At 70.7% G+C, this 15,106-nt stretch carries 14 protein-coding genes; 8 read left to right on the top strand and 6 right to left on the bottom strand.

Features of this window, described 5'->3' with window-relative positions:
* Window positions 1-2: 2 nt before the first annotated feature.
* Genes AC1DIW_RS00675 through AC1DIW_RS00660 form a run of 4 tightly spaced genes read right to left on the bottom strand, consistent with a single transcriptional unit; the run spans window position 3 to window position 5,870 of the window.
* Window positions 3-1,658: a peptide ligase PGM1-related protein gene (locus AC1DIW_RS00675; RefSeq protein WP_478106118.1), complete on the bottom strand. Its 1,656-nt coding sequence runs from the start codon at window positions 1,656-1,658 to the stop codon at window positions 3-5.
* Complete coding sequence (locus AC1DIW_RS00670) at window positions 1,655-2,815, bottom strand: response regulator (protein WP_442280214.1); 1,161 nt, start codon at window positions 2,813-2,815, stop codon at window positions 1,655-1,657. The genes AC1DIW_RS00675 and AC1DIW_RS00670 overlap by 4 nt, the downstream gene beginning before the upstream one ends.
* Complete coding sequence (locus AC1DIW_RS00665; protein ID WP_442280213.1) at window positions 2,812-3,207, bottom strand: response regulator; 396 nt, start codon at window positions 3,205-3,207, stop codon at window positions 2,812-2,814. Before AC1DIW_RS00665 ends, AC1DIW_RS00670 begins: the two co-directional genes overlap by 4 nt.
* Window positions 3,204-5,870 (bottom strand): response regulator, encoded by a 2,667-nt coding sequence (locus tag AC1DIW_RS00660; RefSeq protein ID WP_478106117.1) that lies wholly within the window; start codon window positions 5,868-5,870, stop codon window positions 3,204-3,206. The genes AC1DIW_RS00665 and AC1DIW_RS00660 overlap by 4 nt, the downstream gene beginning before the upstream one ends.
* 220 nt (window positions 5,871-6,090) lie before the next feature.
* Here AC1DIW_RS00660 and AC1DIW_RS00655 point away from each other — a divergent pair, with 220 nt between their 5' ends.
* From AC1DIW_RS00655 to AC1DIW_RS00620, 8 genes are all read left to right on the top strand, one after another.
* The gene (locus AC1DIW_RS00655; RefSeq protein ID WP_478106116.1) at window positions 6,091-6,840 is read left to right on the top strand and encodes an aquaporin; all 750 of its coding nucleotides are present in this window, start codon (window positions 6,091-6,093) and stop codon (window positions 6,838-6,840) included.
* Between the two features lie 55 nt (window positions 6,841-6,895).
* A complete protein-coding gene (locus AC1DIW_RS00650; protein WP_478106115.1) occupies window positions 6,896-9,127 on the top strand; it encodes an MMPL family transporter in 2,232 nt (743 codons plus the stop codon).
* Window positions 9,128-9,320: 193 nt separating this feature from the next.
* Window positions 9,321-10,022, top strand: a complete 702-nt coding sequence (locus AC1DIW_RS00645; RefSeq protein WP_478106114.1) for a haloacid dehalogenase type II — start codon at window positions 9,321-9,323, stop codon at window positions 10,020-10,022.
* Between the two features lie 32 nt (window positions 10,023-10,054).
* Entirely contained in the window at window positions 10,055-11,320 is a 1,266-nt protein-coding gene (locus AC1DIW_RS00640) for a M48 family metallopeptidase (protein WP_442280208.1), read from the top strand.
* A gap of 52 nt (window positions 11,321-11,372) precedes the next feature.
* On the top strand, window positions 11,373-12,398 hold the full coding sequence (gene glsA, locus AC1DIW_RS00635) for a glutaminase A (protein WP_478106113.1): 1,026 nt from the start codon (window positions 11,373-11,375) through the stop codon (window positions 12,396-12,398).
* An 8-nt stretch (window positions 12,399-12,406) separates the two neighbouring features.
* Window positions 12,407-13,069, top strand: a complete 663-nt coding sequence (locus AC1DIW_RS00630) for a DUF1214 domain-containing protein (protein WP_478106112.1) — start codon at window positions 12,407-12,409, stop codon at window positions 13,067-13,069.
* A gap of 7 nt (window positions 13,070-13,076) precedes the next feature.
* Complete coding sequence (locus tag AC1DIW_RS00625) at window positions 13,077-13,664, top strand: DUF1254 domain-containing protein (RefSeq protein ID WP_478106111.1); 588 nt, start codon at window positions 13,077-13,079, stop codon at window positions 13,662-13,664.
* Window positions 13,665-13,759: 95 nt separating this feature from the next.
* Window positions 13,760-14,275 (top strand): nitroreductase family protein, encoded by a 516-nt coding sequence (locus AC1DIW_RS00620; RefSeq protein ID WP_478106110.1) that lies wholly within the window; start codon window positions 13,760-13,762, stop codon window positions 14,273-14,275.
* 19 nt (window positions 14,276-14,294) lie between these two features.
* On the opposite strand, the gene AC1DIW_RS00615 is transcribed toward AC1DIW_RS00620, so the two are convergent.
* Complete coding sequence (locus AC1DIW_RS00615; protein WP_478106109.1) at window positions 14,295-14,771, bottom strand: SRPBCC family protein; 477 nt, start codon at window positions 14,769-14,771, stop codon at window positions 14,295-14,297.
* A complete protein-coding gene (locus AC1DIW_RS00610; protein WP_478106108.1) occupies window positions 14,768-15,097 on the bottom strand; it encodes an ArsR/SmtB family transcription factor in 330 nt (109 codons plus the stop codon). The genes AC1DIW_RS00615 and AC1DIW_RS00610 overlap by 4 nt, the downstream gene beginning before the upstream one ends.
* Between the last annotated feature and the right edge of the window lie 9 nt (window positions 15,098-15,106).

The following is a 15,106-nucleotide window of genomic DNA, read 5'->3' as shown; positions in this document are numbered from 1 at the left end:
CGTCACCACAGGCCCTCGCCGAGGCGCCCCCGGAGGGGTAACGGGAGCGGCGACAGGGACGCACGCGCCTCGGCGAGCAACGCCGACTCCGCCCGGTCGAACACATCCTGGGCGGAGTCTGGCGTGTCCCCGATCGCGGTCATGCCCACCCGGCCGCACTCGGTGATCGAGCTGATCATGTGGAAGACGACGCCAGTCTGGCGGGACTGGTCGAAGTGCAGGCCGGCCCGGGCGACGAGGTCGAAGAGGTCGTCGACGTCGAGGCCACGGAGCGCCTCGTCCTCGAGGTGGTCGGTCGCCACGAGGTGGCGCTCCGCCCCGGACGGCGTGCGGAACCGTCCCTCCTCGTGGACGTAGACGCCGTCGGTCAGGAACTGCAGGGTCAGGAAGGGGTGCGTCGTGCCGCCCCGGCGCAGGTTGATCTCGATCGCCTGTGTCTGCCAGTCGGTCCCCTGCCGGACGACGACGAAGTCGAGGGCGAAACGCCCGAGGACCCCCTTGCCGGCGAGGACCCGACCGACCTTCTCCGCCTCTGCGGTGATGGCCGTCGCGTATGCCGGGTCGGCCGGGAACCGCGCGCCGAGGTAGCTCTGGCCCGTGGGGCCGCCGAGGATCTGGTCGTGCGTCGAGAGGATCTCGAGCTCCCCGAGTGGCGTCACCCGCAGCTGCACGCTGGGACTGCGCACCTCGTCGCCGACGACGCGTTCCTCGACGATCCCGCCGCGCTCCTCGAGACGGCGCAGGTAGGCGTCGGTGTCGACCTGCTCGTCCTCCAGCTGCATCCCGCGCACCCGTTCGGTGGCGACGGCACGCAGCTCGACGTCGTCAGCCGATCCCGGGCCCCCTGGTCCCGCCGGCAGGCCCGCGAGGTCCACCAGCGCGTTGCCCGAGCCGGACACGCCCTCGTTGAGCTTGACCATGGCCCACCGCGCCGCGGGTCTGGCCGCGTGCAGGGCGATCACGGCGTCGACGACGTCGTCGATGCTGTGGAGGTCCTCGGCCCCGAAGGGGTGGGCGACGCCCGCCTCGGCGAAGACCCGACGGCAGCCGGTCTTGGTGCCCAGCGGGTAGAGCCGGGGGTCGGGGGCATACATGGGGATCCCGAGCAGGAGGCAGAGGTCACGCTCGCGGGTGGTGCTGGTGTAGGGGAGGAGGTGCGAACGCGCGGGGTCGGGCACCAGCGACGCGATCCGGGCCAGCATTCGGGGGCGCTCCAGCAGCTTGTCGGTGAGGGGCGTCGGCGAGGAGTCGCCGACGGCGACGAGGGTGAGCCGTGCGCGGGCGTGGCTGGGGATGACTCCGGGCAGCAGCGACAGGTAGTACTCGATGACGTGCTCGTGGATCGGCATCGAGGTCACGTAGACCATCCGCAGCCTCGGCTGGCGCAGGAGCAGCAGGAGGAAGAGGAAGCGCTCCTCCATCGCCTGGTTCAACGCACCAGCGGACGGCCCGAGCCGCTCGATCGTCATCGACGGGACGACGACGACGGACTCCAGGGGGTCGCCCTGGCGCATGAGTCTCCACACCTCGGGCAGCTGTCCCTGCAGGACGTCGAAGAGCTCGCCCCGTGCGTCCTCGTCGAGGTCGCCGAGCCCGACGTCCGGCGGTCGGACCTCGGACGGCTCCTGCGGGGAGGTGGAAGGGATGGCCGCGTTCATGGGTGGTCCTCCTGTCTGACGGTGCCGATGACCTCGTACACCTCGAGGGGCCGTGAGATGCCGCGCAGCTCCATGGGGCCGAGCGAGTGCGTTTCGAAGCTCTCGTCGAGGCCGGCACGCACGCGCGGGCTGATGAGCACCTGGCGGCTCACCGCGGCGGCACACAGCCGCGCAGCCACGTTGGTGACGGTCCCGATGGCGGCGTAGTCCCATCGCCCCTCGAAGCCGACCCGGCCGAGCGTGGCGTAACCCTGGGCGATACCCACGCCGAAGCCGAGGTCGTGGCCCTGCCGGTGCCAGTGCGTCGCGAGCTCGTCGACGCGGTCACGCATCTGGAGCGCCATCCGCACGGCCCGTTCCGGCGCGTCCGCGCACGGTGGCGGGTCGTTGAAGAAGACCATGAGCCCGTCGCCGGCGAAGTGCTCGAGCGTCCCCTCGTAGGCGAACACGAGCTCCCCGAGCGCAGCGTGGTAGTCGCGGAGCACCGACATCGTCTCCTCCGGCTCCGACGTCTCGGCGAAAGCGGTGAAGCCGCGCAGGTCGGTGAAGACCGTGGTGATGTCGCGGCGGTGGCTCTCCAGGAACGACTCGTCGCCCGACTCGACGATGAGGCCGGCGATCTGCGGGGAGAGGAAACGACGCAGCCGGCTCAGGCGCTCGAGGTCGGCGACCTGCTCGGCGACCCGCGACTCCAGCTCGGCGTTCCACCGCTCGAGCGCGACGGTCTGCTCGACCACGGTGTCGTGGAGCCGCTTGACCCGGGCCAGCGACCTCACCCGAGCCATGAGCTCGGCCTGGTCGAACGGCTTGGTGATGAAGTCGTCGGCGCCGACCTCGAGGGCGCGCAGCCGCTGTCGCGCCCCGCTCGCCGTCACCATGACGACGGGAAGCATGGCGGTCCGGGCGTCGGCCTTGATCCGCGCGCACGTCTCGTAGCCGTCCATGACGGGCATGAGCACGTCGAGCAGGACGACGTCGATGTCGCACTCGCCGAGCGCGACGAGCGCGGCCGCACCCGACGCCTCGGAACGGACGAGGAAGCCATGGGGCTCGAGGACGGCGTGCATGAGCTTGCGGTTCTGCTCGAGGTCGTCGACGACGAGCACCCGCACGCCGGTGAGCGGCGGGACCACGACGTCCTGGGCGGGGGCGGTCACGGCGCGTGGCCGTCGTCGCTGCGCGGCAGGTGGCGGCGCACCTGTGCGGGGAACTCCCGGACGCTGATCGGCTTCTCGAGGTAGCCCGCGAAGCCCGACGCGAGGGCGCGGTCGCGGTCCCGTTGCATGGCGAACGCGGTGAGCGCGACGACCGGGATGTGCGCGGTCGCCTCGTGGCCGCGCAGCAGCTCCAGCGCGGCGAAGCCGTCGATCCCCGGGAGCTGGAGGTCCATGAGGATGACGTCGGGAAGCGTGGCCCGCGCCTGCTCGACCCCCTGCTCACCGGTGTCGGCGACGACGACGGAGAAGCCGGCATACTCCAGCACGTCGCGGGCGAGCTTGAGGTTGCGGGGGTTGTCCTCGACGAGGAGGACCACGGGTTGGCGGTTCACGGCCCCTCCCCCGACCTCTCGTGCGCGGCGGCCACGGCCGCGAGCCGTCGGGCGAGGCCGGGCAGGTCGATCCCGGCCTTCGCGGCGACGAAGGCGATGCGTCCCTCCAGTCGCGAACGATCCTGTGCCGTCAACGATTTCGCGGTGAGTACGACGATGGGTGGGCCGTCGGAGTCACGGTCCGGCCGCAGCTCGTCGATGACCGCGAAGCCGTCGACCTGGGGCATGAGCAGGTCCATGACGACGACGGACGGCGCGACCGCACGCACGAGGTCGGCAGCCTGCTGGCCGCCCGCGCAGGTGTGGACCTCCCAGCCGAGCGGCTCGAGGGTGCTGCGCACGAGCTTCAGGGCGAGCGGGTCGTCGTCGACGACCACGACGCTGAGCCCGGCGCCCGTATCCTGCGCCCGAGTCGGGGTCGGGGACAGCAGACGGGTCACGGCGGCGAGGAGGTGGTCCCCACTCACCGGCTTGACGAGGTACTCCGTCGCCCCGAGCGCGAAGCCTCGTCCCCGCTCCGGCTCGACGCTGACGACGACCACCGGGACCTCGGCCGTCACCGGGTCGCTCTTGAGAGCCGCGAGCACCTCCCAGCCGTCCATGCCGGGCAGGTGGATGTCGAGGATGACGGCGAAGGGGTCCCGCTCCCGGACGAGGATGAGCCCCTGCTCACCGGTGGAGGCGCTGACGGCGCGCAGGCCGGCCGCACGCAGGTGCAGCTCGACGAGCTCGGCGGAGCGCGGGTCGTCCTCGATGACGACGACGACCGGGCCGCTCACGGACTCCAGGTCGGCCGACCAGGCGGGGCCGTCGGAGGGCGGCGCGGTGCTCGGCTGCGGGATCGAGATCCCGAAGGTGCTGCCCTCCCCCGGCACGCTGGTGAGCCACAGTCGACCGCCGTGCAGCTCGACGATGCGGCGGCTCAGGGTGAGACCGAGGCCCGTGCCCTCGCTGGAGGACGCCGACCGCTCACCCTGCTGGAACGAGTCGAAGATCCGCTCCTGGTCGGCCGGGTCGATCCCGATGCCGGTGTCGGTCACGGTGATCGCCACCTCCTCGTGCTCGCGCCAGGCCCGCACGTCGACGCTGCCCCCGTCGGGCGTGAACTTGACGGCGTTGCTCAGCAGGTTGAGCAGCACCTGCTTGAGCCGGAGCGCGTCGGCGGTCACCGTGCCGAGCCCGCGCTCGGCATCGAGCGTCAGGCGTATGCCGTGCAGCGCGGCCCGCTCGCGCACGAGCGAGAGTGCCTGCACCACCAGGTCGTCGATGGGGAACGTCGTGAGGTCGAGCTCCATGCGGCCGGCCTCGATCTTGGACAGGTCGAGGATGTCCCCGAGGAGGGCGAGCAGGTGCCGCCCGGCCGCGAGGATGTCTTGGAGATAGTCCTCCTGGCGCTCGTTGAGGTCACCGAACATCCGCTCGAGCAACACCTCGGAGAAGCCGATGACGGCGTTGAGCGGGGTGCGCAGCTCGTGCGACATGCTCGCGAGGAACTCCGACTTGTGCCGGCTCGCCTTGGCGAGCTCGATGCTCTGTCGCTCGAGCTGCTGGTAGAGGCGGGCGTTCGTCAGGGCGACGGCCGACTGGCTCGCGAAGGCGGCGAGCAGCTCGCACGTCTCCTCGCTGAACGGCCCGGTGGTCTTCCTCCGGACGACGAGGGCGCCGACGACGCGGTCGGGACGCACGAGCGGGATCGCGACGAGCGAGCACCAGCCGGACCCGTGCAGCACCGCCAGGTGGGGGTCCAGGGGGACGGGCTCCGCGTCGAGGTCCGGGATCTGGAGCACCTCCCGGGTCCGGGCCGCGCGCCCGACCCACGTCCGGTCGATGTGGATCTCGGCGGCCCGCAGCGCCTCGATGACGTCCTCGCTCGTGCCGTAGGCCGTTCGCACCCGGAAGAGCCCGGTCGACCGGTCGAACTCCATGAGCGACCCGCCGTCGGTGTCGGACAGGTCGACGGCGTGCGACACGATCGTGGCCAGCACCTCGTCGACGTCGAGGCTGGAGCTGATCGCCTCGCCGACCTCGGCGAGGGCCTCGAGCTGCTCCACCTTGCGTCCCAGCTCGGCCGAGCGGTTCTCGAGCGTGGTGACGAGCTCGACGTGCCGCAGGGCCAGCGCCGCCTGCTCGGCGAAGGTGGTGAGCAGGTCCCCCGCGCGGTCGTCGAAGGGGTCGACCTCGTTCCGCCACACCGTCAGCACGCCGACCACCTCGTCCTCGACGAGCATCGGCGCTCCCAGGATGGAGCGGTAGCCACCGAGCTTCTGCAGGGCGAACTGCGAATAGTCGGGGTCGGCGAGGACGTCCTTGATCTGCTGGGCAGTGCGGTCCATGCCGACGCGGCCGGTGAGGGTCCCGCGGTTGCGCCGGACGGGGTAGCGGTCGACGATCTCGAGATACGCCCTGGAGTGCCCGCTCGACCACCGGAGGCGGTACTCGTCGTCCTCCAGCAGGTGGATCTGCGCGACGTCCGCGTGCAACAGCCGGCGGGCGTTGTGGACCACGGCCTCGAAGACCTGCGCCTGGGCCGACGCGCCACTCGTCAGCACCTTGAGGATGTCGCTCGTCGCGCGGAACTGCTCCTGGACGTCGGCCAGCCGTGCCTCGAGCTCGGCGCGGTCACTGCTCGCCGAGTCCTCTCCCACCTCGTCGAACCCGCCCATGCGAGTCCCCCATCGTGCTGTGAGTCCCTCTGGTCCCCCACCCGAGTGTCCTCCTCGGGTGCGGACGGCACCAAGGAAACGGCACAAGGTCGCCACCGGTCAGGAGCGGTCCCCGGTTCCTCGGAAGCACGCGATCACGGCATCCGGCGCTCGTGGCGGTCCTACGCTGATGGTGAGCGTCCCTGAGGCAGTGGCCGCTCCCTGCTACGGAAGGACTCCCATGCCTGACTCGAGCAGTGCTGCCGCTCCGACGCCCGACCTCACCCGCAGGGCCGTCGCGGAGGCCGTGGGGACGTTCGTCCTCGTCTTCTTCGGCGTCGGCTCCGTCGTCTTCGGCAAGGACACCATCGGGTTCGTCGGTGTCGCCCTGGCCTTCGGCTTCGTCCTGCTCGCCCTCGCCTACGCCATCGGCCCGATCTGCGGCTGCCACGTCAACCCTGCCGTCACGCTCGGCCTCCTCCTGCGCAAGGGCATCACCACGACGGAGGCGGTCTACTACTGGGGCGCCCAGCTCGTCGGGGCCATCGTGGCCGCAGCCCTGCTCAAGCTCATGGTGTCCGGCTTCGGCGGCGCCACGGACAAGACCGGCGCTCTCGGGACCAACAACTGGGGGCCGGACATCACAGCCGGAGGGACGTTCGTCCTCGAGGTCGTGCTCACCTTCCTGCTCGTCCTCGTCGTCCTGCTCGTGACGAACCGGGCCGCCGCGCCGGGTTTCGCCGGTCTGGCAATCGGTGTGGTGCTCACTGTGATCCACCTCGTCGGCCTCCCGCTCGACGGCACGTCCGTCAACCCGGCCCGCTCGATCGGACCGGCCCTGCTCAACGGTGGCGAGCCCCTCGCCCACGTGTGGATGTTCATCGTCGCGCCGCTCGTGGGGGGAGCCGTCGCGGCCCTCGCGGCGCCGTACTTCGAGACGGCCGTCGCGAAGAGGGACGTCGACCCCACGGGTGCGGACGTCCCGGAGTGACCCGTCCTCGACGGCTGTCGAACGTTGCGGCGCGCGCCTGCCCCATGATGGGTCCATGAGCGAGGCATCTCGTGGTGGCCCCGGACCGACGAGGCCCCGGGGCCGGAGCGCCGTCCGGTGGGTCGCCGCGCTCGCCGTCCTCGCGTGGCTGGCCATCGGCGGCGTCGGCGGCCCCCTCGTGGGTCGCCTGTCCGAGGTCGCGACGAACGACAACGCGAACTTCCTGCCGCCGTCGGCCGAGTCGACATCGGTGAGCAAGCTCGTCGCGCGCACCACCGACACCCAGACGCTGCCCTACCTCGTCGTCGTCGAGCGCCCGAGCGGCCTGACGCCGGCCGACTCCCAGGCCATCCAGGCCTGGGTCGCCGGCATCCCGGGGCTCAAGCTCTCGGACCCGACGCGGACCGTGGGTGAGTTCCTGCAGGCGCCACCGACGGCGGCGATCCCCAGTCAGGACAAGCAAGCCGCCCTCGTGCCCGTGGCCTTCCTCGCTGACAAGGCCGAGGTCACCATCGGCGGGGACACCGCGTTGTATGCCGTGGCGCAGGCCCTGCGCGCGTCCGCGGCGTCGACGCTGGGCGCGTCCGGCCTGACGGTGCACGTCACGGGGGCCGGTGGCTTCTTCGCCGACTTCATCATCGCCTTCAGCGGGATCGACGGCATCCTGCTGCTCGTCGCTCTCGGCGTCGTCTTCCTCATCCTGCTCATCGTCTACCGCAGCCCGATCCTGCCGTGCGCCGTGCTCATCACCGCGATGTTCGGCCTCTCGCTCGCTGCTCTGGTCGTCTTCCCGCTGGCGCAGAACGGCGTCATCAGCCTGAGCGGCCAGAGCCAGGGCATCCTGTCGATCCTCGTCGTCGGCGCAGCCACGGACTACGCACTGCTCCTCGTCGCCCGCTTCAAGGAGGAGCTGCACGACGAGGAGTCGACGTGGGCGGCGATGAAGACCGCGTGGAGGGCCGCCCTCGAGCCGATCGCGGCGAGCGCCGCGACGGTCGTCCTCGGTCTGCTGTGCCTGCGCCTCTCGGACCTCGGCAGCACGAAGGGCCTCGGCCCGGTGGGCGCCCTCGGCATCGTCGGCGCCTTCGTCGCGTCCCTGACCTTCCTCCCCGCGGTCCTGCTCCTCTTCGGCCGGCGCATCTTCTGGCCCCAGGTCCCGCGGATCGACCACGTGCACAGCGCGGACGCCGTCGGCACCCGCGGGATCTGGGGCCGGGTGGCCGGCATGGTCGGTCGCCACCCGCGGCGCACCTGGGTCGTCACGCTGCTGGCGCTCGCGACCTGCGCGGCCTTCCTGCCCACGCTCAACGCCCGAGGCATCGCCCAGTCGGACCTCTTCCTCACGAAGGTCGACTCGGTCACGGGACAGGAGGTGCTGGCTCGCCACTTCCCCGCCGGATCCGGTTCCCCGGTCCAGATCGCCGCGCCCGAGGGCAAGGCCGATGCCGTCGTGCAGGTGCTGAACTCGACGGCTGGGGTGAGCAACGCTCAGGTGGGTCTCGTGCCCGGCCAGCCCCCCAAGGTCGTCGACGGCCAGGTCATCGTGCAGGCGACGCTCGACGCGGCTGCCGACAGCGTGGCGGCCGAGGACACCATCGAGACCCTTCGCGCCTCTCTCGACCGGGTCGGCAGCGACGTGCTCGTCGGCGGGACCACGGCCACCAACCTCGACGTGCGGCTCGCGAGCGAGCGCGACCTCAAGGTCATCATCCCGACGATCCTCGCCGTGATCTTCGTCGTCCTGATGCTCCTGCTGCGGTCGATCGTGGCCCCCCTCGTCCTCGTCGCCGCGAACGTCCTGTCGTTCGCCGCGACCATGGGCGTCTCGGCCATCGCCTTCAACCACGTCTTCGACTTCCCGGGGTCCGACCCGTCGACGCCGCTCTACGGCTTCGTCTTCCTCGTGGCCCTGGGCATCGACTACTCGATCTTCCTCATGACGCGCGTCCGGGAGGAGTCCCGCATGCGGGGGACCCGACCCGGCATCCTCGTCGGTCTGGCCGTCACGGGTGGCGTCATCACGAGCGCGGGCGTCGTTCTCGCGTCGACCTTCTCGGCCCTCGCCGTGCTGCCGATCCTCTTCCTCGTGCAGATCGCCTTCATCGTCGCCTTCGGCGTCCTGCTCGACACACTGGTCGTGCGCAGCCTGCTCGTCCCCGCCGTCTCCTACGACCTCGGTGACCGCATCTGGTGGCCCATCGGACTGTCCCGCGGCGGCCGGCACGAACGGGGTGCCGAGCCGACTTCCGACAAGAAGGCGCGGGTGGCCGACCCGTCCTCGCGGTAGGCCGGGCCTACGTCGCCGCTGACCGGTCCGCGGTGTCAGCACGCGCAGTCAGCTGCTCCACCTCGTCCCACTCGGGGCCGCCGAGGTGGGGCTGGTCCCCTTCGCGCGTCAGGGCGCCTGCCTCGTGCACCTGCGCCGTCGCGGAACTTCCCGAGGCGCCTGACGAAGCCCCCGGGCCGGGGCACCATGGGGCATGACCTCCGCGACACCTTCCGCGCTGCAGCAGCGACCTCGGCTCCTCGTCTTCGACGTCAACGAGACGCTGTCGGACATGACGCACCTCGGCGACCGCTTCGTCGAGGTCGGTGTGCCGCCCTATCTCGCAGTGCCGTGGTTCGCCGGGCTGCTGCGTGACGGTTTCGCCCTGACGGTCACCGGGCAGAACCCGAGCTTCGCCGACGTCGCCCGCGCGTCGCTGCACACCGTGCTGCACGACAAGGCCAACGTCGAGTCGGCAAGCCGCCACATCATGGCGGGCTTCCTGCAGCTCCCCCTGCACGATGACGTGGTCACCGGAGTGCGGGCCCTGGCTGCGATGGGCATGCGGCTCGTGACCCTGAGCAACGGGGCGGCCGACGTGGCCGAGGGCCTCTTCGAGCGCGGCGGCATCCGGGACGCCTTCGAGCGCGTCCTGTCCGTCGAGGACGCGCCCGCGTGGAAGCCGGCCGCCTCGGCCTACGCGTATGCGCTCGGCGAGTGCGGCGAGACCGCCGAGGACGCGATGCTGGTCGCCGTCCACCCGTGGGACATCCACGGCGCCAAGGCTGCCGGCCTGCGGGCTGCCTTCATCAACCGGACGGGCGCGCCGTACCCGGAGCCCATGCATGCCGCCGACCTCGTGGCGCCGTCCCTCACCGAGCTCGCGCGCCAGCTGGAGCGGTTGCCCGCGTCCTGAGGCCGGCCGTGGAAGCAACTGGGTGGGCCCTCATGACACTCGTCGCCTTGGCCGTCGCGCTGGCGGTCGAGGTGGTCACGCTGGTGCCCTGGCGGTTGCCGAGACCGGCCCGGGCCGCCCGAGCAGCGGCAATGCGTGAGGTGCCCGCGGACATGGTCTCCCGAGGTCGGGCCCTGCACGCCGCGCTGCGCCCGAGCTCGTACGGTTCTCTGCTGGTCGGGCTGGTGGCGCCACTGCTCCTCGGGTTCACGCCGGCTGGTGCTCGCATCGTCGCTCGAGTGGGCCAACCGTTCGGTGCGCACTGGCTCGCCGAGGCGGTGCTGGGCGGCCTGGTCATCCTGGCGAGCCTCTGGGTGCTGTCGCTGCCGTTTGCGGCGTGGCGCCACACCGTGCTTCGCCGGTACGGGTTGTCCACGCAGTCCTGGGGAGGTTGGGTGGTCGACCTGCTCAAGGGCGGCGCGGTCGGACTGGTGACTGGCGCGCTCCTGCTTGCCCTGTTCTACTCCTTGGCTCACTTCTCGCCGGACTGGTGGTGGGCGTTCGGCGCCGTGAGCGCAGCCGCGCTGGTGGGTTTGCTGTCCTTCGTCTTCCCGGTCCTCGTCGAGCCGGTCTTCAACACCTTCACCCCCATGCCGGCCGGGCGGGTGCGTGAGGAGCTGGCTGCGATGGCTGCTCGGGACGGAGTGCCGGTGCGGGACGTGCTGGTGGCAGACGCGTCGCGGCGCACGACGGGGCTCAACGCCTACGTCTCCGGCATCGGCGCCACCCGGCGCATCGTGGTCTATGACACGCTCCTCCGTGAGGCGTCTTCCGGCGAGGTGAGCAGTGTCGTCGCGCACGAGCTGGGCCACGCCAAGGCCCGCGACACCGAGACGGGCACGCTGCTCGGGGCGACCGGCGCCGCAGCGGCCCTCGTTTCGCTCTACCTCTTGGGCCAGTCGGACGCACTCCTGCGCCGAGCAGGGGTGGACTCCATCGGCTCACCGAGGGCGATCGGCCTGGTCCTGGCCGTGGCGGCGTTGGCGGGCCTGGTCAGCGGACCGGTGCAGAGCCTGGTCTCCCGGCGGCTCGAAGCCCGTGCCGACCAACACGCGCTGCGGCTCACCGGTGATCCCGCCCAGTTCGCAGCGATGCAGCTGCGTCTGGCCGCCACCAACATCGCCGACGTCCACCCGCCCCGTCTCGAGCACCTCCTGTTCAGCACCCATCCCGACACCGTGGAACGCATGGCCGCTGCACGCGAGGCCACGGGCAACCCTGCGCACGGCTTGCCGGGGTCGCCTGGCGCAACAGCCTGAGAGCGGACCTTCGGCTGTCGTAGGCTTCCGGCATCCAGCGGTGGAGGCGACCATGACCAGGCTGTCGATGCACGAGCAGCTCCCGTTCGACGAGGACGCCACGGCGTCGCCGATCTCCACCGGGGACCTGCCGCAGGCCGAGGAGGTTCGAGCGGTCGTCACCGAGGCGTACGAGCGGTATCGATCGAACGGCGACGGAGAGGTGGCGGACTACATCCCTGTGCTCGCGCAGGCGTCTCCGGACTGGTTCGGGATCTCCGTGGTCGGGGCTCGCGGGAAGTCGTTCGAGATCGGTGACGTCGCGGTGACGTTCTCGATCCAGAGCGTCTCGAAGCCCTTCGTCTTCGCCCTCGTGTGCGAGGCCCTCGGATACGGGGAGGCCCGTCGCCGCCTCGGCGTCAACAGCACCGGGTTCCCCTTCGACTCCCTGATGGCGGTCGAGCTCAACACCGACCGGACGATGAACCCGCTGGTCAACGCAGGGGCGCTGGCGGCCACGAGCCTGGCGCCCGGAGCGACCGCGCAGGAGAAGTGGGAACTGATCAGGCAGGGGCTGTCGCGGTTCGCGGGCCGTGAGCTGAGCGTCGACGAGCAGGTCTACGCCTCCGAGTCCGCGACCAACCTGCGCAACCAGGGCATCGCCCACCTGCTGGAGAGCTACGGCCGGCTCTACTTCGACCCCGACGAAGCCACCGACATCTACACCCGCCAGTGCTCGCTCGATGTGAGCGTGCATGACCTGGCGGTCATGGCGGCCACGCTGGCCAACGGCGGCGTCAACCCGGTGACCGGGGACGTGGTCGTCGGTCGCGGAGTGTGCCGACGCGTGCTCGCGGTCATGGCCACCGCGGGTCTCTACGAGCTGTCGGGTGACTGGCTCTACGAGGTCGGGATGCCGGGGAAGAGCGGGGTGAGTGGCGGCATCGTCACCGCGGCGCCCGGCAAGGGCGGCCTGGCGACGTTCTCCCCTCCCTTGGACCCGGCTGGCAACAGCGTCCGCGGTCAGCTCGCGACCAAGTACCTCGCCGAACGGCTCGGCCTCAATCTCTTTGCCTCCGTGGCGGCGTCGCGAGACTGAGGGACGTCATGAGCAGGCGCAGGTCGGCGGTCTGGGCGACACTCGTCGGGGCGGTGTGCGTCTACGCCGTCGTCAGGTTGCTGACTGCCCCGACACGACCCTTGCGTACCGATGTCCTGCAGGGGGTCCTGGTTGGTGTCGGCCTGGCGGTCGTGACGGTCGAGGTCCTGGCGAGGGCCAAGGCCATCACGGTCAACGGCTGGGTCACGATGCTCGAATGCGGCGTCCCGCACAACGGCTTCCTGACCCGGGCCGCGGCCACCTGGATGTTTCCCGGCCCGGTCAATGTGCCCGACGAGGCGGCGTACTGGACCACGCACGTCGACGAGGCGGGTCGGCCGCTGGGCGGCCATCACACCTACGTCATGCACTTCCCGGCCGATGGGCTCCCACCCAACGACGCGTTCTGGTCGCTGACGATGGGCGATTCGCGGAATCGCTTCGTGCCAAACCCGATCGGCCGCTACAGCGTGAGCGACCGCTCCGGGCTGGCCTCGAACGCGGACGGGTCGGTCGACATCTACATCCAGGCAATCGCTCCGGTGGGTCATGAGTCGAACTGGCTGCCTGCGCCGCCGGGCCCGTTCACCCTTTGGCTGCGTGTCTACCTCCCCGGTCGAGCCATCCTCGATGGCAGGTATGCCGTGCCACCCGTTTCCGAAGCCGCGTGACCTCGGCATGAAACTCGATCACGTGCTCTTCTTCGCCGCGGCCATGACCACGGCATGGTTTGCCGCCCTCTACTCCTGGCCCCGCCTCCTGCTCTCCGTGTTCAAGCGGGCGATCCTCGTCAAGGGATTCGGCGATGGCCCGATCCCGGTGAACTCGCTCTACCTGCAGTCCCAGGCGTCCTTCGCCGACCCGGTGCGAGCCCGCGCGGGATCGCAGCTGGCGACCACGGGGGTGAACCGTGACACGCTCGTGAGCGCCGGCTGGCTGGACCTGCGGGAAGGACCGCTGCTCCTGCACGTCCCGGACGTCGCCGACCGCTACTACAGCGTCCAGTTCACCGACCCGTCCACCAACACGAACTTCGCCTACGTCGGCACCCGCACCACCGGCGCCCGGGCGGGCGACTTCCTCATCACCGGACCACGCTGGGCAGGGAAGGTTCCGAGTGGGACGAGGCAGATCTCCTCTCCCCGCAACTCGGTCCTGGTCGTCGGCCGCATGCTCGTCCACTCCGACAGGGACTTGCCGGCAGCGCACGACCTGGCCAGCCGGATACAGCTCTCGTCTCCCGCCGAATCGCGTCAGCGACTGTGATCTGACAGCCTGACTCGTTGCTCGGCGGGGGTCCGAATGGGTGCACGACTGCGAGAAGGTCGCCAGAACCGGCGTCGGAGGCGCACGATGAGATCGTGGAGACCTGGGACGCCCTGCGGGCGCGACGCAACGTTCGGCAGTTCACCGACCAGTCAGTCCCTGATGAGGCGCTCGACCGGATTCTTGAGGCTGGGCGACGCGCCCCGTCGGCGGGCAACTGGCAGCCCTGGGACTTCGTGCTCGTCACGGACCGGGCGCAGCTGGCCGAGCTGGCGAAGGTCTGGCAGGGCGCCAGGCATGTCGCCGACGCAGCGGCCGCGATCGCGATCGTCGCGCCGGACCCGCAGGACGATCGCCAGTCGGCGCTTCTCCAGTACGACCTGGGCCAGGCGACGTACGCGATGACCGTCGCCGCGGCCGACCTGGGCGTCGGCACGGGCCACGCCGCGGCAGCCGATCAGGGTCAGGCGAGGGCCGTACTGGGGTTCCCCGAAGGACGCTTCCTGGCCTATCTCCTCGCCGTCGGCTATCCCTCGGACAAGCCGTTGGCCGTGATCGAGCGGCTGAACCGACGCCCCTTCGACGACGTCGTGCACCGCGGACGGTGGTGACCAGACTGGAGACCCGCAGTCAGCCGTCGCTGGCGACCTCGGCATAGCGCCGCAGATCCCAGCCGCGGTTGACGGCATCACGCATCGACTCCCAGCCGTCACCGTGCCGGTCGAGGTTGCTGTGGGTGAGGACGACGTGGGTGCGCTGTGGACCGACGGCGACGAACGTCACCTCGACCTCGCTGGTCTTGTCGAGGTCAGACTCCGGGTGCCAGTCGAGGGAGACGTCCCAGCTGAACGCGACCCGGGTCGGTGGCTCGTAAGCGAGGACGCGGGCCCAGCGGCACTCACTCCCGTCGGCGTACCGGTCGATGATGTGGCCCCCGGCCCGAGGTTCGAAGGTCATGGTCTCGAGCGGCGCATCCAAGAGGTGGTGGTCGGGGTTCCACCAGCTCCCGATGCCCTCGGTGAACACCCGGAAGGCGTGCTCGATCGAGCAGTCGACGTAGATGTCGACGCTCACGGATGTCGTCGATGTGGTGCCTGTTGTGCTCATCTCTCCTCCTGAATGGGTGGTGCGGTGCCCTCGGCCGCGTCACGGAACGAGCCGAGCGAGGCCTGCCAGAACTGCTCGAAGTACTCGCGCACCGCGGCGAGACCCCGAGGATCGACGGCGTAGATGCGTCGGGCGCCCTCGGGCCGGTCGCGCACGAGTGCGGCGTCCTTGAGCACCTTGAGGTGCTGACTCACTGCGGGCCTGCTCACCGGCAGCTCGAGCGCGAGCTCAGCAACACCTCTCGGCTGCTGGGCGACCATCTCGAAGATCGCGCGACGGGTCGGGTCGGCTAGAGCCGTCAACGCCCCCGCGTCGTAAGTCTTCACTTACGGTAA

The organism is Terrabacter sp. 01T434 (genome assembly GCF_056398545.1).
This window is presented reverse-complemented; position numbering and strand designations above follow the sequence as displayed.

What these genes read in the sequence shown, in the direction of transcription:
- AC1DIW_RS00645 (WP_478106114.1), top strand. Translation starts at nt 9,321, where the DNA reads ATGACCTCCGCGACACCTTCCGCGCTGCAGCAGCGACCTCGGCTCCTC.
- AC1DIW_RS00660 (WP_478106117.1), bottom strand. Translation starts at nt 5,870, where the DNA reads ATGGGCGGGTTCGACGAGGTGGGAGAGGACTCGGCGAGCAGTGACCGC.
- AC1DIW_RS00650 (WP_478106115.1), top strand. Translation starts at nt 6,896, where the DNA reads ATGAGCGAGGCATCTCGTGGTGGCCCCGGACCGACGAGGCCCCGGGGC.
- AC1DIW_RS00640 (WP_442280208.1), top strand. Translation starts at nt 10,055, where the DNA reads ATGACACTCGTCGCCTTGGCCGTCGCGCTGGCGGTCGAGGTGGTCACG.
- AC1DIW_RS00615 (WP_478106109.1), bottom strand. Translation starts at nt 14,771, where the DNA reads ATGAGCACAACAGGCACCACATCGACGACATCCGTGAGCGTCGACATC.
- AC1DIW_RS00630 (WP_478106112.1), top strand. Translation starts at nt 12,407, where the DNA reads ATGAGCAGGCGCAGGTCGGCGGTCTGGGCGACACTCGTCGGGGCGGTG.
- AC1DIW_RS00675 (WP_478106118.1), bottom strand. Translation starts at nt 1,658, where the DNA reads ATGAACGCGGCCATCCCTTCCACCTCCCCGCAGGAGCCGTCCGAGGTC.
- AC1DIW_RS00625 (WP_478106111.1), top strand. Translation starts at nt 13,077, where the DNA reads ATGAAACTCGATCACGTGCTCTTCTTCGCCGCGGCCATGACCACGGCA.
- glsA (WP_478106113.1), top strand. Translation starts at nt 11,373, where the DNA reads ATGACCAGGCTGTCGATGCACGAGCAGCTCCCGTTCGACGAGGACGCC.
- AC1DIW_RS00655 (WP_478106116.1), top strand. Translation starts at nt 6,091, where the DNA reads ATGCCTGACTCGAGCAGTGCTGCCGCTCCGACGCCCGACCTCACCCGC.